Annotated in this window: 18 protein-coding genes and 1 pseudogene; 15 read left to right on the top strand and 4 right to left on the bottom strand. The window is 74.1% G+C overall.

Annotation, left to right across the window (positions count from 1 at the left end; translation table 11 throughout):
* Positions 1 to 148 precede the first annotated feature (148 nt).
* Positions 149 to 2143, bottom strand: a complete 1995-nt coding sequence (locus tag AC6JBM_RS15940) for a LuxR C-terminal-related transcriptional regulator (protein ID WP_497984380.1) — start codon at positions 2141 to 2143, stop codon at positions 149 to 151.
* Positions 2144 to 2913: 770 nt separating this feature from the next.
* On the opposite strand from AC6JBM_RS15940, the gene AC6JBM_RS15935 reads away from it, so the two are divergent.
* The 4 genes from AC6JBM_RS15935 to AC6JBM_RS15920 all read left to right on the top strand — a co-directional run bounded on the left by AC6JBM_RS15935 (position 2914) and on the right by AC6JBM_RS15920 (position 8027).
* The gene (locus AC6JBM_RS15935; RefSeq protein WP_433072826.1) at positions 2914 to 4428 is read left to right on the top strand and encodes a dynamin family protein; all 1515 of its coding nucleotides are present in this window, start codon (positions 2914 to 2916) and stop codon (positions 4426 to 4428) included.
* 64 nt (positions 4429 to 4492) lie between these two features.
* Complete coding sequence (locus AC6JBM_RS15930; RefSeq protein WP_497984379.1) at positions 4493 to 5338, top strand: nucleotide exchange factor GrpE; 846 nt, start codon at positions 4493 to 4495, stop codon at positions 5336 to 5338.
* A complete protein-coding gene (locus AC6JBM_RS15925) occupies positions 5335 to 7254 on the top strand; it encodes a dynamin family protein (protein WP_350618150.1) in 1920 nt (639 codons plus the stop codon). The genes AC6JBM_RS15930 and AC6JBM_RS15925 overlap by 4 nt, the downstream gene beginning before the upstream one ends.
* 11 nt (positions 7255 to 7265) lie before the next feature.
* Positions 7266 to 8027, top strand: a complete 762-nt coding sequence (locus AC6JBM_RS15920) for a hypothetical protein (protein WP_497984378.1) — start codon at positions 7266 to 7268, stop codon at positions 8025 to 8027.
* A gap of 71 nt (positions 8028 to 8098) precedes the next feature.
* On the opposite strand, the gene AC6JBM_RS15915 is transcribed toward AC6JBM_RS15920, so the two are convergent.
* Entirely contained in the window at positions 8099 to 9586 is a 1488-nt protein-coding gene (locus AC6JBM_RS15915; RefSeq protein WP_497984377.1) for an Hsp70 family protein, read from the bottom strand.
* Positions 9587 to 9690: 104 nt separating this feature from the next.
* On the opposite strand from AC6JBM_RS15915, the gene AC6JBM_RS15910 reads away from it, so the two are divergent.
* The 9 genes from AC6JBM_RS15910 to AC6JBM_RS15870 all read left to right on the top strand — a co-directional run bounded on the left by AC6JBM_RS15910 (position 9691) and on the right by AC6JBM_RS15870 (position 20901).
* Entirely contained in the window at positions 9691 to 10452 is a 762-nt protein-coding gene (locus AC6JBM_RS15910; RefSeq protein WP_497984376.1) for a glycerophosphodiester phosphodiesterase family protein, read from the top strand.
* On the top strand, positions 10449 to 11840 hold the full coding sequence (locus AC6JBM_RS15905; RefSeq protein WP_497984375.1) for an MFS transporter: 1392 nt from the start codon (positions 10449 to 10451) through the stop codon (positions 11838 to 11840). The genes AC6JBM_RS15910 and AC6JBM_RS15905 overlap by 4 nt, the downstream gene beginning before the upstream one ends.
* Positions 11841 to 11895: 55 nt before the next feature.
* On the top strand, positions 11896 to 14898 hold the full coding sequence (locus AC6JBM_RS15900; protein ID WP_497984374.1) for an AfsR/SARP family transcriptional regulator: 3003 nt from the start codon (positions 11896 to 11898) through the stop codon (positions 14896 to 14898).
* Positions 14899 to 14981: 83 nt separating this feature from the next.
* Complete coding sequence (locus tag AC6JBM_RS15895) at positions 14982 to 15611, top strand: thymidine kinase (RefSeq protein WP_497986466.1); 630 nt, start codon at positions 14982 to 14984, stop codon at positions 15609 to 15611.
* Positions 15612 to 15731: 120 nt separating this feature from the next.
* On the top strand, positions 15732 to 16454 hold the full coding sequence (locus AC6JBM_RS15890) for an NUDIX hydrolase (protein WP_497984373.1): 723 nt from the start codon (positions 15732 to 15734) through the stop codon (positions 16452 to 16454).
* Entirely contained in the window at positions 16451 to 17608 is a 1158-nt protein-coding gene (locus tag AC6JBM_RS15885) for a 5'-methylthioadenosine/S-adenosylhomocysteine nucleosidase family protein (RefSeq protein ID WP_497984372.1), read from the top strand. Before AC6JBM_RS15890 ends, AC6JBM_RS15885 begins: the two co-directional genes overlap by 4 nt.
* Positions 17605 to 19599: a hypothetical protein gene (locus tag AC6JBM_RS15880; protein ID WP_497984371.1), complete on the top strand. Its 1995-nt coding sequence runs from the start codon at positions 17605 to 17607 to the stop codon at positions 19597 to 19599. Before AC6JBM_RS15885 ends, AC6JBM_RS15880 begins: the two co-directional genes overlap by 4 nt.
* Positions 19600 to 19658: 59 nt before the next feature.
* Complete coding sequence (locus AC6JBM_RS15875) at positions 19659 to 19985, top strand: DoxX family protein (RefSeq protein WP_497984370.1); 327 nt, start codon at positions 19659 to 19661, stop codon at positions 19983 to 19985.
* 1 nt (position 19986) lies between these two features.
* Complete coding sequence (locus AC6JBM_RS15870; protein WP_497984369.1) at positions 19987 to 20901, top strand: RNA polymerase sigma-70 factor; 915 nt, start codon at positions 19987 to 19989, stop codon at positions 20899 to 20901.
* On the opposite strand, the gene AC6JBM_RS15865 is transcribed toward AC6JBM_RS15870, so the two are convergent.
* Both AC6JBM_RS15865 and AC6JBM_RS15860 read right to left on the bottom strand, forming a co-directional pair.
* Positions 20881 to 21822 carry an endonuclease/exonuclease/phosphatase family protein gene (locus tag AC6JBM_RS15865; RefSeq protein ID WP_497984368.1) on the bottom strand — a complete coding sequence of 314 codons (942 nt, stop codon included), beginning with the start codon at positions 21820 to 21822 and terminating at the stop codon, positions 20881 to 20883. The two genes, AC6JBM_RS15870 and AC6JBM_RS15865, sit on opposite strands and share 21 nt — an antisense overlap.
* Positions 21819 to 23003, bottom strand: coding sequence for a winged helix DNA-binding domain-containing protein (locus AC6JBM_RS15860; protein WP_497984367.1), 1185 nt, complete (start codon positions 23001 to 23003; stop codon positions 21819 to 21821). The genes AC6JBM_RS15865 and AC6JBM_RS15860 overlap by 4 nt, the downstream gene beginning before the upstream one ends.
* A gap of 65 nt (positions 23004 to 23068) precedes the next feature.
* Between AC6JBM_RS15860 and AC6JBM_RS15855 the strand changes: the two are divergent.
* Positions 23069 to 23371 (top strand): annotated as a pseudogene (locus AC6JBM_RS15855) (hypothetical protein); the annotation flags it as partial.
* A 46-nt stretch (positions 23372 to 23417) separates the two neighbouring features.
* Positions 23418 to 24755 carry an acyl-CoA dehydrogenase family protein gene (locus AC6JBM_RS15850; RefSeq protein ID WP_497984366.1) on the top strand — a complete coding sequence of 446 codons (1338 nt, stop codon included), beginning with the start codon at positions 23418 to 23420 and terminating at the stop codon, positions 24753 to 24755.
* The last annotated feature ends 133 nt before the right edge of the window (positions 24756 to 24888 follow it).

Raw genomic sequence — 24888 nt, 5'->3', positions numbered from 1 at the left:
TGCGCCCACCATGCGATGAAGGGGCCGCCTCGCACAAGACCATCGCGTTACTCATCCACGCCTCTCAATGCCGAGGCCGGGGAGGTGAAGGATGCCCGCCCGCGGGGCCCGTCAAACACCGGCGCGCGGGAAGGGTCGGAACCGGGGCTCACTGAGCGAGCTCCTCGATGGCCAGCGCCGCGGCCTCGGTGCGGGTCTTGGCGCCGAGCTTGCGCATCCCCGAGCGGATGTGCGTCTCCACGGTCTCCCGGGAGATGCCCAGCTGCCCCGCGATCCGGCGTGTCGGCTCCCCGTTGGCCACGAGGCGCAGCACGTCCCGCTCGCGGTCGGTGAGGTCGTCGCCGGCCCGGCGGCCGCGGGTGTCGCGGCGGATCGAGTGCCGCCGCAGCGCCCGGCGGGCCCGTCCGAGCAGCACGACGAGCCCGGCCTCCTCGGCCAGGCGCTCGGCCTCGAGCAACGGCGGCACGGCCAGATCGGCGCCCTCCTCGAGCAGCCCCTGGGCCAGCAGGCACCGGACCTCCTCGCGGCGGGCGAGCTCGTGCCAGGCGGCCGCGGCCTCGGCGAAGCGCACCGGGGCCTTCCACGCCTCCAGCGTCACCTGCACCGGCGTGAGGGGCATGGTGTCGTCGGCGCCGCTGAACGAGGTCCCGGCGTCGTAGGCGGCCCAGCGGGCGGTGATGCGCCGCAGCCCGTCGACGAGCGGCGTGGACACGGTCGCGTCGGCGGGCTCGAACGCCTGGTCGGGGCGGCCGTCGAGCCAGGCCGCCTCGCGGGTGACCCAGTCCAGGACGGGGCCGGCGGACGCGGGCCGGTTCTGCAGCGACTCGAGCCGGGCCCGGGCCGGGGCGAGCAGGCCGCCGTCGGCCTCGGCGAGGCTCGCGGCGGCGACGGCGTAGCCGCGGGCCAGGGCGGGCAGGGTCCGGTCGGCGAGGTCCCCGGCCCGGCGCACGACCTCGTCGATGCCGTCGCCGCGCAGGGCGTCGCACCACAGCTGGGCGGCCAGGAACCGGGTCTGCCAGCTGTAGGCGAGGTCCCCGGCGCAGGCGGCGGCCGCGGCCGCGGCGGCCTGGGAGGCCTCGGCGAGGCGGGCGTCGGCGGTGAGGGTCTCCACGAGCAGCCACGCGGACCAGCGGGCGGCGAGGGCGTCGCCGGCCTGCCCGGCGGCGGACGCGGCGGACGCCAGCCCGTACTCCCAGCCGGGCTGGCGGGTCCCGGCGCGCACGGCCGCGATCGCCGCGCGCAGGCCCGGGTGCGCGGGCGCCTCGCCGTGGACCCGCAGCAGCTCCTCGGCCCGGGCCAGGGCGCCGCCGGGGTCGGTGGTGAGCATGGACAGCAGCCGGATGCGGTCCCGGCCGCCGACGACCTCGGCCGGCGCGTCGTCGGGGACGGCGGCGACGGCCGCGGCGGCGGGCACGGCGCTGCCCTGCTGCAGCAGCGCCTCGCCGCGCAGCACGGCCGCGACCGGGTCGGTGGTGGCCGGGTCGATGACCCGCAGGCAGGAGCCGGGCCGGCCGGCGGCGAGCGCGGCGCGGGCGGCGGCGATGCGGACCTCGGGCTCGGCCTCGACGCCGGGCAGGTCGCAGGCGAGCAGGAGCAGCTCGGCCCGGTCGCCGGAGGACTCCGCGGCCGCGGCCGCGGTGACGGCGACCTGGTAGGCCTCGGGGCCGGCGCCGGCCGCGGCGAGGTGCCGGGCGGCCTCGCGGGGCGGGACGAGCGTGGCGAGGCGGCGGTGGACGGCGGCGCGCTCCTCGGCGGAGAGCAGGCCGGCGGCGACCTCGGCGGTGTAGGGCGAGACGGGCGCGGCGACACCGTCGGTCAGCTCGACGAGGCCGGCCTCGACCAGCTCGGTGAGGCCCTCGCCGAGGACGGTCGCGGTGACGGGGCGGCCGAGCAGGCCCAGGGCGGCCATCGCGGTGCGGGCTGGGCGGGTGAGGTCGGCGAGGGCTCCGGCGACGGTGTAGGCGAGGCCCTTGTCGAGCCCGTCGCCGCCGTCGCGCGGGGTGCCGCCCTGCGCGACGTGCTTGGCCAGGGCCACCACGGCGAGCGGGACGCCGCCGGCGCGGCGGACGAGGTCGGTGACGACCGCGGCCGAGGCGGACGGGGCGAGCTGGCGCACGAGCGCGGCCGCGGCGTCGGCGGGCATCGGCGGCATCTGCAGCCAGGCGCCGGACCGGGCGGCCGCGGCGCGCAGGGCCCGCTCGGCGTCGCCCGGCAGCCGGTGCGGCGTACGGAGTGTGACAACTATCCGACAGTGCTCCGCGATGGCCGGGAGGGCGGCCATCGTGAGCGGATCCGCCCACTGAAGGTCGTCGAGCAGTAGCAGACCGTGACGGACGCGGGAGCGGACGGCCTCGGCGAGCAGCGGCGCCTCGTGTGACGGGAGTCGCACCCGCACGGCCCGGGACAGGGGCAGGGCCGGCACGCCGCGCAGCATCGCCAGGGCGCCGCCGCTGAACACCGGGCCGCGGAAGGACTCCCCGAGGCGCTTGAGGACCCCGGTGCGCCCCGTGCCGGCCGTGCCCGCGATGACCACGAGACCCGGGTTACGCAGGGCGTCCACGGCCGCGGCGATCAGCTCGGCGGGCGGCCACACGGCAGGAACGCTCGCCCGGCCCACGACCGCCGACGCCACCGCCGGCGCGGCCGCCGGGCCGGCGACGGGCTCATCAGTCGGTGCCTCAGGCACGGGAAGCCTCCATTCCTGGCACGAACATGGGATCCTGCGCGCGCAGGATATTCGTAATGTGTGTGCCGTACGTGCGTGACATGACGGTACTGATTGCACCCAGGAGCGAATAATGAGCGAGGTCCACCCCTTGGACACCCGAGGGTACGTCGGCATTGTGGCTGAACCCACCGGCCTCGCGCAGTCGGTGATCAGTCTGTGCCCGACGTCGAAGCGGAGCTGACCCCGTGGCTCCAGGACCCCTGAGCTCCCGCGTGGGCGATCTGTGCGCCGAGGTCGGCAACCGCCTCGGCGGCGCCGCCCAGGCCCAGGTGGTCGACGTGCGCCGGCGGCTCGGCGAGCCGCTGCGGGTCGCGATCGCCGGCCGTCTCAAGTCCGGCAAGTCCACGCTCGTCAACGCCCTCATCGGCCGGCGGGTCGCGCCGACCGAGGTCGGCGAGTGCACCCGCATCGTCACGCAGTTCCGCTACGGCACCTCCGACCGCGTCGACGTGGTCAAGCGCAACGGCGCCCGGGTCAGCCTCCCGCTCGACGAGGCCGGCATGATCCCCCAGCGGCTCGGCGTCGCCCGCCACGAGGTCGCCTACGTCGACGTCACGCTCACCAGCGACCACCTGCGCGACCTGACCGTCGTCGACACGCCCGGCCTGTCCAGCGCCAACACGTCCGTGTCCGACCAGGCGCGCCGGTTCCTGTTCTCCGAGGCGCCGATCGACGACGACCTGGACTCCGACTCCGCGGGGGCGCTGTCCGGCGCCGAGGCCATCATCTACGTGTTCACGCAGTCGGTCCGCGAGGACGACGTGCAGGCCCTGGAGGCGTTCCGGTCCATCTCCGCGCGGCTGTCGAGCAACCCGATCAACTCCCTCGGGCTGTTCAACAAGGTCGACAAGCTCGCCGGCGGCGGGCAGGACCCCTGGCCGATCGTCGCGCCGCTGGCCAACGACCAGTCCAAGGTCCTGCGCCGGGTCGTCTCCGATGTCGTACCGGTCGTAGGCCTCCTCGCCGAGACCACCGAGGCCGGCCGGCTCACCGCCGCCGACTGCGAGGCCCTGCGCCAGCTCGCCGCGCTCCCCCAGGGCGAGCGGACCGTGCTGCTGGCCTCCGTCGACCTGTTCACGACCCGCGAGTGCCCGGTCACCCGCGAGTCCCGTGAGCGGCTGCTGCGCCTGCTGGACCTCTACGGCATCAGCTTCGCCATCGCCCAGCTGGTCGCCAAGCCGACCCTGGCCACCGGCGAGCTCGTCCGGATGCTGTTCCAGGCCTCCGGGTTCCCGCGCCTGCGCCAGACCCTCGACCACGCGTTCCGGTGGCGCACCGACGCCATCAAGGCCGGGTGGGCGCTGTCCAGCCTCGAGAAGATCGCCAGCCACGCCGAGCGCCCGCACGACCGGGAGCTGCTGCGCGACGCGATCGAGCGGGTGCTGCAGCAGCCCGAGTCGCACCGGCTGCGGCTGCTGGAGGTCGCTCAGCTCGTCACCACCGGCGCGGTCGACCTGCCCGACCAGATGGAGGGCGAGCTGACGCGCCTCGCGCTGTCGAACGACCCGAGCTGGATCCTGAACCTGCCCCAGGCCGACCGCGACTCGATGGTCCGCGCCGCGCTGGACGCCGCCACCCGCTGGCGCGCCTACGCCGTGGCCGGCGCGAGCCCGTCGCAGTCCCGGGTCGCGCTCGTCGCGCACCGCGGCTTCTACCTGCTCTCCCAGCGCATCCGCGGCGGAGGGGCAAATGTCCGATAATCACGGGAACAGCAATATGGTCAGCACAGCCAATAGCCGAGGCCCCCACCCCCAGGAGCCGAAGATGTCCTCCAACAGCCTGCGCCTGCTCGCGGTCGCCGTGGCGCTCGTCATCGCGGTGCTCACCGGCGCGGCGACCGGCCTGGTCGGCGGCGCGCCGAACTGCCCCGCCCAGACCTTCGGCGCCGCCGCCCCGCAGAAAGCCGGGGGCGGCGGCGGGGTCAGCGACGCGGTCGGCGACGCGATCAAGGGCGGCGGCACCACCCCGCAGCAGCCCGACGGCAACACGACGCAGGCCCAGTCCATCACCACGCAGGCGTGCACCGCGCAGGAGACGTTCGGCCTGAAGCCGGCCCTCGTCGCCTTCGCCGGCACCCTGTTCGTCGGCGCGGCCCTGCTCCTGCTGCTCCTGCTGTCCTCCCGCGGGTCCGGCGGGGCCACCGCCCCGGTGTCGGCGCCGCCCGGGCGCGGCGGCGGGCAGTCCGACGCCGACCGGCGGGCGCTGGTGCAGGCCACCATCTACGTGCGGGACCGGGTCACCAGCAAGGCCCTCGGCGACCGGCTCGGCGCCGCGCTGCACGAGGCCGGCGTCACCGTCCTGGAGCCGACCGGGGTGCGGTTCGACCCGGCCCACCACGAGGCCGGCGGCACCACCCCGACGAACGACCCGAACCTCAGCGGGCAGATCTCCGGCGTCGAGGTCCCCGGCTACGTCGACCGCGACGGGCGGGTCCTGCGGGCCCCGATCGTCACCGTGTACCAGTCGGGCCGCAGCGCCGGCGGCGCCACCGGGGCCCACCCGACGGTCGGCCGCGCCACCACGGCCGGCGGTCCGACCGGGGCGCACCCGACCGTTCCGCAGCCCAGTCAGCACACCACGCAGCAGCCGCGCAGAGAGCAGCCACGATGACCCAGACCCCCAACGCACCCGCCGGCGCGGCGCCGAAGAAGCCCGCCGACCAGACCGCGGCGCTGGGCAAGCTGCTCAAGGCCGGCGTCGAGGGCAGCCTCGCCTACCTGCGCAAGATCGACCCGGACGCGGCCGCCGACATCGACACCGAGCGCCGCCGCGACGTGCAGCGGCCGAAGATCGTCGTGGTCGGCGAGACCAAGCGCGGCAAGAGCTCGCTGACGAACATGCTCATCGGCGTGCCGAACCTGTCCCCGGTCGACGCCGCCGTGGCCACCGCGTCCTACCTCGAGTTCATGCACAACGCGCAGCACGGCGCCCGCGCCTACATTCCCGGCCGCGAGGACCCGGTGCCGATCGGCCTGGGCGACCTGCGCGACTGGGGCACCGTGATGGGCCGGCTGCCGGACGGGATGCGCCCGCCGCGGCGCATCGAGATCCAGCACTCCGCGCCGCTGCTGCAGTACCTGACGCTCATCGACACGCCCGGCACCGGCGGCCTCGACTCGATGCACGCCGAGGTCGCCATGGACGCGGTCGAGAAGGCCACGGCGCTGCTGTTCGTCGTGGACTCCTCCAGCCCGTTCTCCAAGCCGGAGATGAACTTCCTCATCGAGGCCAGTAAGAAGGTCAACTTCGTGCTGTTCGCGCTGACGAAGGTCGACGCCTACCCCGGCTGGCGCAAGATCCTCGACGACAACAAGGGACAGCTGCAGACCCACGCGCCCCGGTTCGCCTCCGCGCCGTGGTATCCGGTGTCGGCGCGGCTGGCCGAGCTGGCGATGCAGATGCCCAAGGACGCCGCGGGCGAGCTGATCCGCGAGTCGCGCATCGCCGAGCTCCAGCACGCCCTGATCGACCTGGCCTCCAAGGGCCACCTGCTGCAGCAGGCCAACGTGCTGCGCAGCATCCGCTCGGAGTACATCCGCTTCGACCAGGAGCTGGGCGACCGGATGAAGGCCACCGACCCGGACCCGGCCGACTTCGAGCGGGCCAAGGAGGAGCGCGCGCAGGTCGCCACCCGCAAGCGCACCGAGTCGCGGCAGTGGTCCCTGGCGCTGTCCACGGAGACCCAGCGGGCCCGCGTCGAGGCCACCTCGCGGCTGCGGAACTACATCACGCAGCTGCAGGAACAGTTCATGGAGAAGATCGACAAGGGCGGCCGCGGCGACATGCAGGAGCTGCCCGCCGAGGTGGACAAGGCGCTGTACGCGCTGAGCGTCCGGCTGTCGCACGACCTCGAGTTCCGCTTCCGCAAGGTCGGCGAGCGCGTCCTGGCGCAGGTGTTCCACCCCAACGAGCTGCAGCACGTGCTGCGCGGGCTCAACGCGCGGCTGCGGCACGCCCTGGGCACCAAGCCGCGCCGCGAGCAGTCCGGCGAAGGCGCGATGGTCGTCATGTCCTCGGCCGGTATGGCGATGATGGCCGCCCGCGTCCCCGGCATGATCGGCGGCGCGAGCGCGCTCGGCGCGATCGGCCTGGCCGGGGCCGGGCTCGTCCTGCCCGTCGTCGGTGTCGGCCTCGGCCTCGCCGCCGGCGCCTACATGATCTTCAAGCGCAAGAGCATGGCCGACAAGGTCCAGGCCCGCACCTGGCTGCGGGAGGTCCTCGGCGAGGCCCGCGCCGCCCTGTCGGACGAGATCATGAACCGGTTCACCGACCTGCAGTACGCGCTGACCCTCGCCCTCGACGAGGCGATCGAGCGGCGGCTCAAGCAGCTCGACGCCCACATCGCGAACATCGACAAGTCGCTGGCCGAGGACAAGGCCGAGCGCGCCAAGCGCAAGGGTGCGCTGAACACCGAACGGGAAGGGCTCCGCGCCCGCATCAAGCAGGTCGACGAGGTGCTGGTGCGCATCCGCGCGCTCACGCCCGCCGGGCCGGCCGATGCGGCTGCCGAGGCCGCCGAGGCGTAGGGGGCTGACCGATGGACGGGCACTGGGAATGGTCGGACGGCGACGACTCCGCCGACACCGCTGACCTGGGCGGGGACGCCGGGCACGACCTGCACGGCGACTTCTCCGAGGACTACGGCGCCGGGTTCGACGCCGACCACGCCGATCACGCCGGCTACGGCGGGGACGAGCACGACCTGAGCGGGCCCGGCCATCACCTCGGCGACGGCTCCGACATCGAGGAGCCGCTCGGCACCGAGCACGCGACGGCCGAGTACGACGAGTCGCTGCACGACGGCCACGACGGTCACAGCGGCCAGGACGGTCACGACGACCTCGGCGGCCACGACGAGGGCCAGGCCGAGGACGCCGCGCCGGCGCACCTCAGCGACGGGCAGCCCGACTACGGCGATGTCCACGGTGATGTCCACGACGCCGGCGACACCGGACACGACCAGCACGAGGCCGCGTTCGGCGTCGACCCCGACGTCGACGCGTCCGCCGACGACCCGGCCTGGCACGAGGTGCAGTTCCCCGAGGAGCTGCACCTGCAGGACCCGCCCGAGCCCGTCGACGGCTTCCCGTGGACCGACGCCGACGTGCTCGGCGGCCCCGACCACAGCCAGTCCGCGGCGTTCGACCCGGCCGTGGAGCACCACGGCCCGGCCGAGCCCGCGGGGCTGGCCGACTACGCCCACCTCGATGTCCCGGCCGGCACCGACCCGTGGAGCATGCTGCTGGGCTCCGAGGACCCGGCCGCGAGCAGCCTCGCGACCTTCTGGGCCCCGCAGTAGACCCTGGAAACACAAAACGCGGCATCGGTACCTGCTGAAGGTACCGATGCCGCGTTTTTGGTTTTGGAACGCTAGCTGAGCGCGGTCCAGAGCAGGATCACGAACAGGATCGCGACCAGGACCAGGACCACCACGATCACGGCGATCCAGTTGCGCTCGGTCTCCTCGCCCTGCTGCGCCGGGGCCTGCCGGGCGGCCTGCGGCGGGAACGGTCCCGGGCGCGCCGGGACGACGGGCTGCTGCACGACCGGCTGCGGCTGGGGACGGAACACCGGCTGCGGCACGACGGGCGGCTGGACCACCGGCGGGCGCTGCACCACGGGCGGCGCGGTGACCGGCGGGCGCTGCTGCACCTGCGGCATCACCGGCTGCCGGACCGCCGGCGAGACCGGCACGCTCGACACCGGCGTGTGCTGCGGCATCGGCCGCTGCTGCGGCGGCGGGGTGACGGTGCGCGGGGTGCCCGAGGTGCCGACCGGGGCCACCGCGGCGCCGATGCACAGCGCCCCCTCGACCACGACCGTCTCCGGCTGCTCGAGGGTCGTCGGGGCCACGCCGAGCTCCGTGTGGATGAGGTGCGCCGCAAGCGGGATGCGCGACGAGCCGCCGACGAGGAAGATGCCGACGAGGTCCTTCGGCTGCAGCCGCGCCGAGTCGATCGCCCGGCGCAGGCACGCCACCGTGCGCTCCAGGTAGGGCTTGACGAGGGTCTCGAGCTCTTCGCGGGTCAGGTGCGCGTCGATCTCCATCGACGGCAGGTGGATGTCGGTGGAGGCGGTCCGCGACAGCATCTCCTTCGCGCCGCGCACGTCCTCGTAGAGCATCCGCCGCAGCCGCCGGTCGGAGGCGTCGGTCGGGTTGGCCAGCGACGCCCACTTCGCGGAGTGGCTCTCGGAATACGTCTTGCCGAGGTGCTCGACGATCGCGTGGTCGAAGTCGAGGCCGCCGACGTCGGCGAGACCGTCCTCGGCGAGGACCTCGAACCCGGACTGGGTGCGGCGGACCACGGTCGCGTCGAACGTGCCGCCGCCGAGGTCGTAGATGGCCAGGCTGCGCCCGACGGGCACGGCCGAGCCGAGGACGGCGGTGAAGTACGACGCGGCGCCGACCGGCTCGGCGATCAGCCGCGCGGGCCGGGCCGGGGTGCCCAGGCCGGCGATCCGGGTCGCCTCCAGCAGCAGCGACCGGCGCCGCTCGCCCCACCGGGCCGGGTGCGTGAGGCGCACCTCGTCCGGGGCCGCGCCCAGTTGCCGGCGGGCCTCCTCGTTCACCTGCGACAACACGTGCGCGAACAGACGCGGCACGGGCATCGGGTGGTCGCCGATGAACACCTCGCCGTCGTCGATGCGCCGCTTCGGGTTCGGCTCGAACCGGGCCGGGTCCAGCCGGGCATTACGCTCGGCATCCCGCCCGACCAGGACTTTCCCGTCGGTGTTGAAGTACAGGGAAGAGGGCAGCAGGGGGGAACCGTCGAACAGCAGCGGTCGCATCCGCGCGTCGGGCGTGCGGACCATCGCGACCGTGTTCGACGTGCCGAAGTCGATGCCGAGCACGCGCATGTGCGTCACCCTACCTTTGCCGTTCCGCGCTCTGCGTCGGCCGTCAAGCCTGCCGTAACTCGCTGTTGCGCAAAGTTGACCGAAGATCGCTGCATACTGGCCGCGTGAAGCAGGTGCCCTACCTCGACGCCCCAGGACCGCTGGGCTTCGCCCACCGTGGCGGGGCGGCAGCCGGTGACGAGAACACGACAGCGGCGTTCGCCCGTGCCGTCGACCTCGGATACCGCTATATCGAGACCGACACGCACGCCACCGCCGACGGAGTCGCGGTCGTGTTCCACGATGACACGCTCAAGCGGCTCCTGGGACGTCCGGGTCGGATGATCGACTTACGGTGGACGGACCTGCGGACCGAACGCGTGGGCGGCGCCGCCGCGGTGCCCCGGCTCGACGAGGTCCTCGACGCCTACCCGGACATCCGGTTCAACATCGACACGAAGACCGAGCAGGCGGTACACCCGACGGTGGAGGTCGTGGAGCGCCTCAAGGCCCACGAGCGGGTGCTGCTGGCGTCGTTCTCGTCCGCCCGGCTGCGGCGCATCCGCCGGCTCGCCGGGCCGGGCGTGGCGACCTCCATGGGCATGCGCGAGGTCGCCGGGCTGTTCGCGGCCTACCAGGTCGGGCGCCGCTACACCCCGGCCGAGAGCGTCGTCGCGGCGCAGATCCCGCCGCGGTACGGCCGGATCGTCCTGGCCACCGAGAAGTTCGTGGACTACTGCCACCGCATCGGGCTTCGGGTGCACCTGTGGACCATCGACGACCCGGCGGAGATCGCCCACTTCCTCGACCTCGGCGTAGATGGCATCATGACCGATCACATCGAGGTGTTGCGTGACGTCTACGTGAAGCGAGGCATCTGGCCGTGACGCGGGTCCAGGACGAGTCAGCCGGCGGGTCCACTGTGGAGCTCAGCTCCCGCCGCGAACGGGTCGGCTGGTACTTCTACGACTGGGCCAACTCGGCGTTCCAGACCACGGTCGTGACCGTCTTCCTCGGCCCCTACCTGACCTCCATCGCCGAGACCGCGGCGAAGTGCCCCGACTCCGGCTGCCCGGACGACGCCGCGATCCACTCGCTGGGCATCGCGATCGCCCCCGGCTCCCTGTTCCCGTACACGGTGTCGCTGTCGGTGCTGCTGACCGTGTTCGTCCTGCCGGTCGTGGGCGCGATCGCCGACCGGTCGCCGCGCAAGAAGCAGCTCCTGGCGCTGTTCGCGTACATCGGCGCCGCGGCCACGGCCGCGATGCTGTTCCTCACCGGCGACCGGTACCTGCTCGGCGCCGGGCTGTTCCTGCTGGCGAACATCACCTTCGGCGCCTCCGTCGTCGTCTACAACTCGTTCCTGCCGCAGATCGCCGACGAGCAGGAGCGGGACAAGGTCTCCAGCTTCGGCTGGGCGTGGGGCTACCTCGGCGGCGGCACCCTGCTGTTGCTCAACGTCATCGCGGTCCTGTTCAAGGACGACCTCGGCATGACGACCGGGGAGGTGGCGCGGTACAGCATCGTCTCCGCCGGCGTCTGGTGGGCCGGGTTCACCACGATCCCGCTGCTGGCCCTGCGCAACCGGCCCGTCGCCGACGAGCACCTCGGTGCCGTGCGCGGCAACCCGCTCACCGACGGCTTCAAGCAGCTGTGGGGCACGCTCAAGGGGCTGCGGGCGTACCCGCTCACGCTGTTCTTCCTCGTCGCGTACCTCATCTACAACGACGGCATCCAGACCGTCATCTCCCTGGCCAGCCAGTACGGCACCGAGGAGCTCAAGCTCTCCGACGGCGTCCTGGTGCCCACGATCCTCATGGTGCAGTTCCTGGCCTTCGCCGGGGCGCTGCTGCTGGGCCGGCTCGCCAAGGCCATCGGCGCGTGGAAGACGATCCTGGTCAGCCTGGTGCTGTGGACCGTCGTCATCGTCGTGGCGTTCTTCCTGCCGGCCGGGCAGGCGGTGCCCTTCGTCATCCTCGGCGGCGGGATCGGCCTCGTCCTCGGCGGCAGCCAGGCCCTGTCGCGGTCGCTGTTCTCGCAGCTCATCCCGAAGGGCAAGGAGGGCGAGTACTTCGGCATCTACGAGATCTCCGACAAGGGCACCAGCTGGCTCGGCCCGCTCGCGTTCGGCCTCGCCTACGACCTGACCCGCAGCTACCGCGTCGCGATCATCGCGCTCGTGGTGTTCTTCGTCGCCGGGTTCGTGGTGCTGCTGTTCGTGCCGATCCGCCGCGCGATCGTCGCCTCCGGCAACACGCCGCCGGCCAAGCTCTGACGGGCTCCTGACTGGCGGGTGTCGTGTACGTGACACCCTGCGTTACTGTTCGGTCGTGCGTTACCGGCTGCTCGGTCCGCTGGAGGTCGAGGTCGCCGGCCGGCGGCTGGAGATCTCCGCGACCCGCGACCGGGTCCTGCTGGTCATGCTGCTGCTGCAGCCGAACCGGGTCGTCACGCTGCCCCGGCTCGTCGACGCCGTCTGGGGCGACGCCGCCCCCGCCACCGCCCGCGCCCAGCTGCACACCTGCGTGTCCCGGCTGCGCCGCCAGCTGCCCGGCGCGATCCAGACCGACACCGCCGGCTACCGGGCCGTCATCGAGCCCGACGAGCTCGACACGCTCGTCTTCGCCCAGCTCGTCGCCGACGGCCGGGCCGCGATGGCCGCCGGGGAGCTGCAGGCCGCCCGCAAGCACCTGCGCGGCGCCCTCGAGCTGTGGCGCGGCCCGGCCCTCGCCGGCGTCGACAGCCCCGGCGTCCAGGCCGCCGCCGTCGCCCTCGAGGAGCGGCACAACAGCGCCCTGGAGGACTGCCTCGACGTCGAGCTGCAGCTGGGGTTGCAGGCCGAGCTGATCAGCCAGCTGACCGGCCTCGTCGAGCAGCACCCGCTGCGGGAGCGCCTGCACGGGCAGCTCATGACCGCCCTGGCCCGCGTCGGGCGCACCGCCGACGCGATCGCGGTCTACCTGCGCCTCGCCGAGGCCCTCGACGAGCAGCTGGGGCTCGCCCCGAGCGCGGCGTTGCAGGAGTTGTACCGGGGGCTGCTGCAACCCCCGCCCGCCGCCAAGGAACGCCCGCCGGCCCTGCTCGGCATGGCACCCGTCGAGCGCTCGGCCGCCCAGGCGCCGCGGGCCCTGCCCGTGCCGACCCCGTGGACGCTCCCCCGCGACATCGCCGACTTCTCCGGCCGCGACGACCTCGTCGACCGGCTCGTGCGCGCCGCCCGGCCCGGCCGCGACGACGTGCCCGCCGTGCTCACCGTCGACGGCATGGCCGGCGTCGGCAAGACCAGCCTCGCCGTGCACGTCGCGCACCTCGTCGCCGACCGCTACCCCGACGGGCGGCTCTTCGTCGACCTGCGCGCGCACGGCGAGCGCCCGCCGCTGGCCCCGCACGACGCGGTCGGGCTGCTGCTGCGCCACCTCGGCCTCGACCCCGAGCGCATCCCCGCCGACCCCGACGAGCGCGTCGCCCGGTGGCGCAGCGAGCTCGCCCAGCGCCGCATCCTCGTCGTGCTCGACAACGCCGCCGACCCGGCCCAGGTCACCCCACTGCTGCCCGGCGCCTCGGCGAGCCTCGTGCTCATCACCAGCCGGCGGCGCCTCGGCGGGCTCGACGGCGCGCACAGCGTCTCCCTCGACGTGCTCGACGACGGCGACGCGGTCCGGTTCGTGACCACCGTCATCGGCGAGCGGGCCGAGCGCGCCCCGCGGGCCGTCGCCGACGTCGTGCGCCTGTGCGGCGGGCTGCCGCTGGCGCTGCGGCTGGCCGCGGCCCGGCTCGCGCACCGGCCGTCGTGGAGCGTCGCCGACCTCGCCGACCGGCTCCGGCAGGCCAACCCGGCCCCGATCGACCTCACCGTCGACGGCCGGTCCCCGCACGCCGCGTTCGAGCTGTCGTACCGCGCCCTCGACGACGCCGCCGCCCGGCTGTTCCGGCTCACGGGCCTGCACCCGTCGGGCGAGTTCGCGGTGCGGGCCGCCGCGGCCCTGGCCGACCTGCCGATCCGCGACGCCGACGAGCTGCTGGGCCGGCTCGTCGACGCCCACCTGCTCATCGAGCCCGTCGCCGGCCGGTTCCGGCTGCACGACCTGCTGCGGGAGTACGCGGCGCAGCTGGCCGCCGAGGATCCCGAGCGGGACGCGGCCATCGACCGGATGCTCGACTTCTACCTGCAGGCGGCGGCCGCGGCGACCCGGTCCTGGGAGGGCGGCCGGGCCCGCGGCGCGATCGACGTCGGCGAGGTGCAGCCGTGGGTGCCCCGCTTCGCCGACCTCGCCAGCACCCGCCGCTGGCTCGACGTGGAGATCGGGAACCTGATCGCGGTCACCCAGCTCGCCGACCGCCTCGGCCGGCACCGGCACACGTGCCTGCTGCCGAGGGCGGTGTGGGGGTACCTCTTCCGCAACTCGATGAACGACGTCTCCATCGACCTACACCGCCGGGCCCTGGCCGCGGCCGAGGCGCTCGCCGACGACGGCCTGATCGCGATGACCCACAACTACCTCGCGTCGGCCTACGCCCGCGAGGGCGACCAGAACAACGCGGCCCGGCACCTGCTGCTCATCGCCGAGCACCCGATCTGGGGCGCCCGGGCCCGTTCCAACCTCGCCGCCGTCTACCAGTTCGCCGGCCGCCTCACCGAGTCCCTCGAGCTGCTCGAGCACTCGCTGCAGGCGATCTACCCGGCCGAGGTGATCGTCTACGGCGGGCAGTGGACGACGCTCACCACGATCCTGCGGCTGCGCGGGCGCACCGGCGAGGCGCTCATCGCCGCCCGCCGTACCCTGGCCGCCGGGCGGGCCTCCAACGCGCAGCTGGCGTTCAACGGGGCCATCGAACTCGCCGTGATCCGCCAGGCGCTCGGCCAGCACCACCTCGCCGAGCTGCTGCTGCGCTGGACCGTCGAGCGGATCCTGCCCGAGCTCGGGATGGCGGTGATCTGCGAGGCGCGCAGCTACCTCGGGGTGAGCCTCGTCGCGCTGGGCCGCACCGAGGAGGCGCTCGAGCTGCTGGCGCTGGCCGCCCGCGACTCGGCGCACCTCGACCCGCACATCGCCTGCCTGGCCGCGAGCAACCACGGCGCCGGGCTGCAGGCGGTGGGCCGGCTCGACGAGGCCAAGGCCGAGTACGCGCGGGCCCTGGAGCGGGCGATGCGGGCCGGGTACCGCTACGAGCAGGCCCGCGCCTACCACGGCCTCGGGCTGTGCACGAGCGACCCGCGGCTGTCGCGGCAGCGGCTGCAGACGGCGGCGGACCTGTACGAGGCGATGGGTGTCACCGAACACGCCGAGGTGGCCGCCCTCCTACGGGACATCGACGAGAAGGCGAACAAGTAGGCTTCTGCGCCGTGACGCCAACCGACGCCGACCCGAACGCCTGTTTCGCCGCTGGTGACTCCCGCACACGACGCGGGGGCCGGCTGAAGTTCTTCTACGGCCCGATGGACTGCGGCAAATCCACCCTCGCGCTGCAGATGGACTACAACCACGCCCGGCAGGGCCGGCACGGCCTGGTCCTCACGACCATCGACCGGGCCGGCCCGGGCCGGCTGTCGACGCGCATCGGCCTGGGCAAGGACGCCGTCGACGTCGCCGGGCTGGACCTGCGCACCCTGGTCCGCGACCGCTGGGCCCGCGGCATCCGCGTCGACTACCTCATCTGCGACGAGGCCAGCTTCTACACCGTCGAGCAGATCGAGCAGCTGGCGGACCTGGTCGACAACTCGGACGTCGACGTGTACGCGTTCGGCCTCGCCACCGACTTCCGCACCTGCCTGTTCCCGGCCGCCCAGCGCCTGTTCGAACTCGCCGACGAGGTGACGAAGGTCCAGGTCGAGGTGCTGTGCTGGTGCGGGCGCAGCGGCACGCTCAACGCCCGGGTCGTCGACGGGGTCATCGCCCGCGAGGGCGACCAGGTGGTGATCGGCGACACCGCGGCGGACGACGCCGTGGCCGCGGACGTGCACTACCAGGTGCTGTGCCGGCGCCACCACCGCTCGGGCGACCTGGGCCCGGCCGCCCGAGCCGGCGGCCAGCTGCGCCTGGTGTGACGCCGCACCGGCCGTTGCCGTCACCTTCGAGTAGCCGACCATAGCGGCGCTTTCGCGCATCGTGCGAAAGCGCCGTCGGTGGACTTCCTGTCAGAGTGACATGAAGACTACGGTCCATCCATGCCTCACGATGACTGGCGGCCGCCGGCCGTCCTGCTCGCGGTGGACCTGGTCATCCTGACCCTGCACGGAGCCCAGCTCAGCGTGCTGCTCGTCGAGCGCGGTATCGAACCTCACCGCGGTGCCCTGGCCCTGCCGGGCGGCTTCCTCGCCCACGATGAGGAGGACCTGCTACCCGCGGCGCGGCGCGAACTGCGCGAGGAGGCCGGCCTCGACGCGCAGCGGCTGCACCTCGAGCAGCTGGGGGTGTACGCGACGCCCGGCCGGGACCCCCGAGGCCGCGTCGTGTCCGTCGCCTACCTGGCGATCGCCCCGCGCCTGCCCGAACCGACCGCCGGTACCGACGCCTCGGGCGCGTCCTGGACGCCGGTCGGCCGCATCCTCGGCGACGGGGCGCCGGTGGCCTTCGACCATCGCCAGATCATCGGCGACGGTGTCGAACGCGCCCGCGAAAAGCTGGAGCACACCGCGCTGGCCACCGCGTTCTGCGGCCCGACGTTCACGATCGCCGAACTGCAGGAGGTCTACGAGGCGGTGTGGGACGTCCGGCTCGACGCCCGCAACTTCTACCGCAAGGTCCAGGGCGCCGCCGGGTTCATCGTCCCGGCCGGCCCGATGCGCAGCGCCGGCATCGGACGCCCGGCCCGGCTGTTCCGAGCCGGGACCCGTTCCCGGCTCCATCCGCCGATCATCCGGCCGGCCGCGACGGCGGGCCGGGCATGAGCGCCGACCTGGTCGTCGTGCTCACCGCGATGAACCTCGAATACGACGCGGTCCGGGCACGGCTCGACGACCCGCGGGTCCACCGGCACTCGGCCGGGACACGCTTCGAGATCGGCCGGCTGCGCGGCGGCGGTCGCGTCGCGCTCGGCCTGGTCGGCAAGGGCAACCATCCGGCCGCGGTCCTCGCCGAACGGGCCGTGACCGCGTTCGACCCGATCGCGGTGCTCTTCGCGGGCGTCGCCGGCGGGCTGTGGCCGAGCATCCGCCTCGGCGACGTGGTCGTCGGATCGCAGATCTACGCCTACCACGGCGGGACCAGCGAGGACGGCGGGCTCAGGGCCCGCCCGCGCGCCTGGGAGGTGCCGCACGGCGCCGGCCAGATCGCGCAACACCTGATCCGCACCGGCGCATGGGCGACCGGTCTGCCGGCCGGCACCGTCCCGACCGTGCACTTCGGCCCCATCGCCGCGGGCGAGATCGTGCACGACTCGGCGGTGTCCGAGCAGGCCCGCTGGGTCCGGCAGCACTACAACGACGCACTCGCGATCGAGATGGAGGCGGCCGGGGTGGCGCAGGCCGGCCACCTCAACGGCTCCCTGCCGGTCGTCGTGGTGCGCGGCATCAGCGATCGCGCCGACGGCACGAAAACCACCTCGGACGGGCAGTCGTGGCAGCCCCGCGCCGCCACCCACGCCGCCGCGTTCGCCACGGCGCTCGCCGCGGAGCTCATCGCCGACCGGGCCGCCGGACCGGCCCCGACCGACAACCGAACGGAGCACCCGGGCATGGAAGCGACCAACACCAACACCAACATCGCCACCGGGAACGCACGCGTCGGCGTGCAGGCCGGCCAGGTGTACGGCGGCATCACCATCGGCTCCGCCCCAGCTCCCGCCGCCGACCTCGCGGCGGAGCTCGCCGCACTACGCCGGCGCGTCCTCAACGCCTTCCGCGACGGCCGGCTCGACGGCCCCACCCACGCCGCGGCCGAAGCCGAACTCAAGATCGCCGGTGAGTGCGTCCACGATCAGGGCCCCGACAGCCGCAGCACCCTGCTCATCACGCTGCGGCGCCTCGGCGGGCTGGTGGCCGAGGTCGCGGAGCTCGCCGCCGGGGTGGCCGCGCTCATCGCCGCGGTCCGGAGCCTCACATGACCGCGACCACGCACACGAACATCGCCCAGGATGACGCAACCGTTGGCGTCCAGGCGGAAGTGGTGCACGGCGACATCACCGTCTATCAACTGGCACCGGACGCACCGGCCGAGGCCTGGTTCCGCAAGGGCGTCTGGTACCTCGACGCCCGCATCCCCGCCCAGGCCCTCGAACACATCGAGGCGGCGATCACCCGCGGCTACGAGACCGACGAGGTGCGCTTCCACCGGCTGCTTGCCCTGCTCAGCGGGCGCACCCTTCGCCAGCTCGGCCACGACGAGTTCACCCGCCTCGCCGCGATCTGCGAAGGAATCTCCCACCTGGGCGGCTCCGGCGAGTGGACGGCGGGGCTCCGGGCCCTTCTGCGCCTGCTTGACTCGATCGGCGCGGCGGCGACCGAGCTCGTGGTCAAGGAGCTGGACGGCCTCGGACCGGTGCAGCGCAACAAGATTCTTGACCACCTGAGCCTGCTGCTCGAGGGCACCCTGCAGGACCAGCTGTGGCACCGCTCGGTCCAGCGCGCCGCGGACGAGCGGATGGCCCGTGACCGCGAGGGCCGTGCCTGGACCTTCTTCCAGCCGAAACCGGCGCCACCACGAGTGCGCCCGCCCCGACCGGCGGCACCCGCGATCGGCGACTGGATTCGCGCCGGCGCATGCGCCGCGGGCTTGTTGCTCGCCGTCGGCGCGATCGGCTGGCAGCTGGCGCGGACCGGCGAGGTGGTGCCGTTGCTCGCTCTCGTGGTGTTCGTCGTGGCGGCCGCGGCGGCGCTGTACGCCGGCGCCGATTGGCACTCCCGAGCGGCCCGGCGGCGCGCCAAGGACGCCGCGCTGCGCCAGCCGCCGCGCGCCCGCGAGCCCCGTGACGCCGGCAACGGCTTCACCCGCAGCGTCGATCGTGCCTTCGACCGGTACTTCGGCCGGTACGTGCCCCGCGGCACCGCTCGATCCGACTGGGAGGAGGCGACCGCCGGAATCCGCCGCCGGCTACGAGACGAGCTGGTCGAGATCTACCGCGAGCAGCCGGTGAAGGCCGACCGGATCGAGTGGCTGATCCGGTACCTCGTCGGCGACGTCCGGAGCCGATGGGAGGACGGCACCCTGACGGCCTACCGCAGCACGCTGCGCCCGGCCCCGCTGACCAGGGCGGTGTGCGTCGCGGGGCTGCTGTGTGCCGTCGTGGCGGGCCTCGCGGTCGTGCCGGCCGCCGTGGTCGCGGCCCCGCTGAGCGGGTCGCTGTCGGTGCTGCTCGCGGTCGTGTGCGCGGCGGCCGGACCGGGCACCGCGTTCCGGATCACCGGCGAGTACCGGCGGGCGCGGGCCGAGGCGCAGGAGCAGCAGGCGGAGCTCACGGCCCGGTGGGCGGCGTACGAACGCTGGCGACTGAAGCTTTCCCGGCGGCCGTCGGACGCTCAGGTCGCTGCATGGCTGGAGTGCGACCGGAAGGTCCTCGTGGACGAGACGATGCGGCAGTACCGTCTGCGGCCCAGCCAGGTGATCGCGCACGCCTTCATCGAGGCGCCGGGCCGCTCCTACCGGCGAGCCCGGGTAACCGGTGGCCCGTGGCGGTACACCCGCTACCGGCTGCTGTTGTTCCTGCTGACCGACGACGGCGTGCGGCAGGTCGACATCGACCTCGACTTCGTCCACGGCACATCCGCGCGGACCCAGCGGCTGAACTACCGGTTCGACGCTGTTGCCGCGGTTCGCATCGACGGTCTGGCCCGGGCGCAGCAGACCTTCGAGCTCACCCTCGTCAACGGCGAGCCCATCCGGGTCGCGGTGACCGAGGCGAGCGACGAGTCGCTGCAGCCGGGCGAGGATCCCTGGACGTTGTCGGCGGTCGCCATGGACGCTTCGGGCCTCCCGCACACGCTCAACGTGCTGGAGGGCGTCGCCGCCGAGGGCAAGCAGTGGATTCGGCATCAGCGCCGCCGGGCCGACAGCCGGCTCACCGAGGTCACCGCCATGGTGCGCGACCTGCTCGGCTGAGTTCCGCAATCGCCGCGACGGCGATGTCACCGGCGGGGCGGCTGCCTCGTCACGAGGGCATGAACATCGTGCAGTGGATTCTCGCGGTCGTGGCGCTCACCGGTGGCGTCACCAAGACGTTCGTGCCCCGGGCGAAGCTCGCCTCGATGCACGGGGCGGGGTGGACCGGTGGCGTGCCGGGGTGGTTCGTGCGCACGCTCGGGGTGCTCGAGCTGTGTGCCGTGGCCGGGTACTTCGTGCTCCCGGCGGTCACCGCGGGGTGTTGGATGGTGCTCATGATCGGCGCGGCGGTCGTGCACGGGCGGCGGGGCGAGGGCGGGCTCGTCGGGCTCAACCTCGTGTATTTCGGGCTGGCCGCGTTCGTCGTGTGGGCGCAGGTCGGTTGACGTGGGGCGGGCCGAGGAGTTCGAGGGGCTGCGCGGGCTGCTGTTCTCGATCGCGTACCGGGTGCTCGGCAGCGTGGGCGAGGCCGAGGACGCGGTGCAGGAGGCCTGGCTGCGGTACGCCGCGACGCCCGACGAACCGCGTGACGTCAAGGCGTTCCTGGCCACGACGGTGACCCGGATCGCGATCGACGTGCTGCGCTCGGCGCGGGTGCGGCGGGAGGCGTACGTCGGGACGTGGTTTCCCGAGCCGCTGCTGACCGACCCGTACGAGGACCCGCAGCGCGCCGCCGAGCTCGCGGACTCGGTGTCCACGGCGGCGCTGCTGCTGCTCGAACGGCTCAGCCCGCTCGAACGGGCCGTGTTCGTGCTGCGCGAGGTGTTCGACTTCGGCTTCCCCGAGGTGGCCGCGGCCGTCGGCCGGTCGGAGGCGGCGTGCCGGCAGCTCGTGGTGCGTGCGCGGCGGCACATGGCCGAGGGGCGGCCCCGGTTCGCCGCCGATCGCGGCGAGCGGGACGCCCTCGCGGCCCGGTTCTTCGCCGCGCTGCGGGTCGGGGACGTGGCCGGGCTGCAGGCGCTGCTCGCCGCCGACGTCACCGTGGTCGGCGACGGCGGCGGGAAGGCCCCGCAGCTGGCCCGGCCGGTCGCCGGCGCCCGGAACGTGGCCCGGCTGCTGGCCGACATCTTCCCGCGGATGGCGCGGGCGGCGGTCACCCTGGAGCCGTGCGAGGTCAACGGCGATCCGGGCGCCGTCGCGCGGGACCGGGACGGGCGGGTCCTGCACACGATGGCGCTCGACGTCCTCGACGGCCGCGTGCGGGCCATCCGCGTGGTGATCAACCCCGACAAGCTCGCGCACCTCGGGCCGGTCGCGGACGCGTGGGCGCTGACCCGGCAGCTACGCGGGCGGGAGGACTAGCTCGGCCACGACCGGGCGGTGGTCGCTCTCGCCCGCCGGCCGGGAGCCGCACTCGCGCACGCCGATGCGCTCGTCGACGAGCACGTGGTCCAGGGTGATCGGCGGGGTCCAGAACGGCAGGGTCTCGGTGCGGAAGGGCCACGTCGGCGTGAGGCCCCGCCCGCGCTCGGCGGCCGCGTCGCGGTAGCCGGCGCGCAGGAGGCGGCGCAGCACCGCGTGGTCGAGGGTGGCGTTGAAGTCGCCGAGGAGGATGCGCGGCGGGCCCTGCGCGGACGGGGTCGCCTGGGCCTCGATCTGCTGCCGCCAGATGCCGACCCGGCCGTGCCGCGGCGGGTAGGGGTGCGCGGACTCGATCAGGACCGGGCCGGCGCCGGGCACGTGGACGGTCGCGGCGGTCTGCCACATCGGGATCGCCTCGAGGGTTCTCGTCGCCGGGCCGGTGATCGGGTGGCGGCTGAACAGGCCCGAGCCGTTGCCGCCCGGGGCCGTGGCCACGACGCGGTGCGGGAGCAGGGCGTCGATGCCGGCGTCGTCGAGCGCGGCCAGGCCGTCCGCGGTCAGCTCCTGCACCGCCAGGACGTCGATGTCGTCGATCTTCAGTTGGTCGACGAAGGTCGGGGTGGCGTTGCGGCCGTACAGCAGGTTCGCGCACATCACCCGCAGCCGCACGCCCTCGCCCGGCCCGCGGCCCGGCACCAGGCGCGGCGCGACCAGGCCGGCGAGCACGAGCCCGCAGGCCGCCAGGATCAGCCCGGGCACCGGGGCGATGAGCGCCAACGAGCCCAGGAGCAGGGCGCCCACGGCGGCGTACGGGGTGTACGTGATCAACTGCACCAGCGGGGTCCCGCGTTCGGCTCCCAGGGCGCGCACCACCGTGTAGGCGGTCGCCAGTCCGGCGAGCGCCCAGCAGATCACCGTCATGCGACGACCGTACCGGCGGGGTCTGCGAGTTTCCGCTCCAGTGGGGCCCGGAACCTGGGAGTCACCCGGGCGTCGCCCAGCCAGCCTTCGAGTTCGCTCGCGGCCCGGGTGACGGCCTTGCGCACGGACGCGGGGACCTCCTCGATCAGCTCCCACGCGATGCGGCCCGTCGGCTGCTGCGCCCAGCCGCCGACGATGCGGCCGTCCGACCAGATCGTCGGGCCGGCGTTTCCGGTGCGGTCGAACACGGCCGGGGCGTGCGGGCCGAGGTACCACTGCCGCCCCTGGAACCCCATGACCGTCGGGTCCAGTCCGGGCAGCAGGGCCACCCAGGGGCCGGGGTCGTCGACCGGGGCGGTGTCGGTGGGCAGGACATAGCCGGTCTCGCCGCCGTCGAGCTCGACCGCGACGGCCTCGAGCGCGCGCAGGGCCGCGCGGGTGTGCGTCATCGTCCAGCCCGTCCACCATTTCAGGTCGGCGGCGGTACCGGGGCCGAAGCGTGTCAGCCACGCCCGGGCGAGCTCGGTGCGGGCGTGGGCCGGGTCCAGGTCCGCCATCGGCTCGGGGAGCCAGTCGGGCAGGCACGACCACGCGTACTGGCTGCTGATCCACGTGCCGACGGGCCGGCCGCGCACGATCCGGCCGTCGGCGGCGAGCAGGAACAGGACCCGGCTGGTCACGTACTGGTTGCCCTGCGGGAACACCATGAGGCTGCGCAGTCTCGGCTCGTCGGCGGCGAGCTGGGCCGCGGTCGCGCTGCCGCGGCGGCGCAGGGCCTCGTACGTGGACTCGGCCACGTCCTCGAGCCAGGCCGCGTCGCCGACCCCGGTCTCGGTCAGGTGCTTCACGAGCAGGCGCCGCTGCTCGGCCGCGACCGCCCTGGTCGCGCCGGCCTGGACGACCGCGGCGAAGCCGGAGGGCACCACGAACATCGTGCGGCGCATGCCGAGCATCCGCAGCAGCGTGCGCCGCTCGTACAGGGCGTCCTCCAGGGCCGCGACGAGGGGCCGGTGCAGGCGCGCCGCGACGGACAGGTGGACGGTCGCCGGGTCGGTGGCGTGCAGCGCGACGAGATCGGCGGCGACGTCCTCGGGGGTTTTTCCCGGCGGTACCGGTCCGGCGAGCCCGTGCCGCACGGCGAGGCGGGCGCGGCGCTGGGCCGTGTCGATGCGGAGGGTCACGCGTACCAGTATCGCGACTCCCACGGAACGAGAGCGCGACCGTACCGGACGGTAACGTGTCAGCCATGACGCGATTCGTGCAGACCGGCCCGACGCTGCGTGACCCTTACACTACGGATCCGCAGCTGCGCAGCTGGCTGGACCGGCTTCTGGGCGAGGACGGGCACGCGGCCGCGAAGCAGCGCCTGGCGGACCTGTCCGCGGAGGTGCTCGGGCCGCTGCGCGCCGCGCATCACGACGCCGAGACGCACCCGCCGACGCTGACCCGCTTCGACGGGTGGGGCGAGCGGATCGAGCGGGTCGACACCTCGGCCGGCTGGCAGGCGCAGCGGGCGGCGGCGGCGCGTCACGGCGTGGTCGCGCTGCCGTACCTTCCCGAGGCCCGCGACACGTGGGGGGCCGGGGGCACGGGTCGTGCAGCAGGCACTCCTGCACGTGTGGGGCCCGGAGTCGGCGACGTTCTCGTGCCCGGTCGCGATGGCCGACGGGGCGGCGGCGCTGCTCACGCAGACCGGCACGCAGGGTCACTGGCTGGCGCGGCTCGTCTCGACCGATCCGGCGGTCGCGGTCACGTCGGGGCAGTGGATGACCGAGTCGCAGGGCGGCTCCGACATCGCGCGCTCGACCACCGCCGCACATCCGGACGGCGCCGGCGGCTGGGCGCTGACCGGCGACAAGTGGTTCTGCTCGGCGATCGACTCGGCGATGGCGGTCGCGCTCGCCCGGCCCGAGGGGGCCGGGCCCGGCAGCCGGAACCTGGTGCCGTTCCTGGTGCCGCGCTACGGCGCCGACGGCCGCTCCCCCGCGCCCGGGCTGCAGGTGCTGCGGCTCAAGGACAAGCTCGGCACGCGGGCGGTGCCGACCGGCGAGGTCCGCCTCGACGGGGTCGCCGCCCATCCGCTCACCGATCCGGGGCAGCCGGGCCTGGCCGCGATGATGACACTGGTCGTAGTGACGCGGCTGCACAACGCGGCCGCGGCGGCGGGCGGGATGCGCCGTGGCCTCGAGTACGCACTCGCCTACGCTTCGGAGCGGACCATCGCCGGTGGGGTGCTGACCGGCAACCCGCTGCACCGGGCGACGCTCGGCGGGCTGGCGGTCGACGCGGCCGGAGCGTTCGCGCTGGCCGCGCACTCGTTCGCACTGCTGGGCCGGGCCGAGCACGGCGACGCCGCGGCGGCTGCGGAGCTGCGGCTGGCGGCTCCCCTGGCGAAGCTCACGACCGGTCGGCTCGCGGTCGCCTCGGCCAGCGAGTATCTGGAATGCTTCGGCGGGGCCGGGTACGTCGAGGACACCGGCATTCCGCGGCTGCTGCGGGACGCCCAGGTGCTGCCGATCTGGGAGGGGACCACGAATGTGCTCTCCGTCGACGTGCTGCGGGCGCTCACGTCGGGTGACGGCGCCAAGCCGCTGCTGTATCGGCTGACGGCGGCCGCGGACGCCGCCACCCACCGGCTACCGGGTGTGGCCGAGGCGCTCGCCGCCGCGACGGCCCGGCTCGCCGGGGACATCGCGACCGCGGCGGCCGACCCCCGCGACCCGCGGGTGGTGGCCGGGGCGCGGGAGCTGGCGCTGCGGCTCGGGCACGCGCTGACCGCCGCGCTGCTGCTCGAGCACGCGGCGTGGGCGGCCGAGCACGGGGACGAGCGGCCGGCGCTGCTGGCGTCGCTGTGGATTCTGCGGCGATTGGGCAACGCGGACATCTCGGCGGACCTGCACGCCGGATTCGAACAGTTGCTCAACGTGGCGTAAGAGCCGGTTCTTTGCTCGGGTCCGCGTCAGTCACAGACCGTTGCTCCCGCCAGACAAATGGGCGGTCCCGAGGGCCTTCGGCCGGAGGGGACCGCCCAGCCAGGTCCGCAGTGGCAAGAGCAAGGGCGCCTCG

The organism is Dactylosporangium thailandense (assembly GCF_059739745.1).
This window is presented reverse-complemented; position numbering and strand designations above follow the sequence as displayed.

What these genes read in the sequence shown, in the direction of transcription:
- AC6JBM_RS15940 (WP_497984380.1), bottom strand. Translation starts at nt 2,143, where the DNA reads ATGCCCGCCGACGCCGCGGCCGCGCTCGTGCGCCAGCTCGCCCCGTCC.
- AC6JBM_RS15930 (WP_497984379.1), top strand. Translation starts at nt 4,493, where the DNA reads ATGTCCTCCAACAGCCTGCGCCTGCTCGCGGTCGCCGTGGCGCTCGTC.
- AC6JBM_RS15925 (WP_350618150.1), top strand. Translation starts at nt 5,335, where the DNA reads ATGACCCAGACCCCCAACGCACCCGCCGGCGCGGCGCCGAAGAAGCCC.
- AC6JBM_RS15920 (WP_497984378.1), top strand. Translation starts at nt 7,266, where the DNA reads ATGGACGGGCACTGGGAATGGTCGGACGGCGACGACTCCGCCGACACC.
- AC6JBM_RS15915 (WP_497984377.1), bottom strand. Translation starts at nt 9,586, where the DNA reads ATGCGCGTGCTCGGCATCGACTTCGGCACGTCGAACACGGTCGCGATG.
- AC6JBM_RS15890 (WP_497984373.1), top strand. Translation starts at nt 15,732, where the DNA reads ATGCCTCACGATGACTGGCGGCCGCCGGCCGTCCTGCTCGCGGTGGAC.
- AC6JBM_RS15885 (WP_497984372.1), top strand. Translation starts at nt 16,451, where the DNA reads ATGAGCGCCGACCTGGTCGTCGTGCTCACCGCGATGAACCTCGAATAC.
- AC6JBM_RS15880 (WP_497984371.1), top strand. Translation starts at nt 17,605, where the DNA reads ATGACCGCGACCACGCACACGAACATCGCCCAGGATGACGCAACCGTT.
- AC6JBM_RS15875 (WP_497984370.1), top strand. Translation starts at nt 19,659, where the DNA reads ATGAACATCGTGCAGTGGATTCTCGCGGTCGTGGCGCTCACCGGTGGC.
- AC6JBM_RS15865 (WP_497984368.1), bottom strand. Translation starts at nt 21,822, where the DNA reads ATGACGGTGATCTGCTGGGCGCTCGCCGGACTGGCGACCGCCTACACG.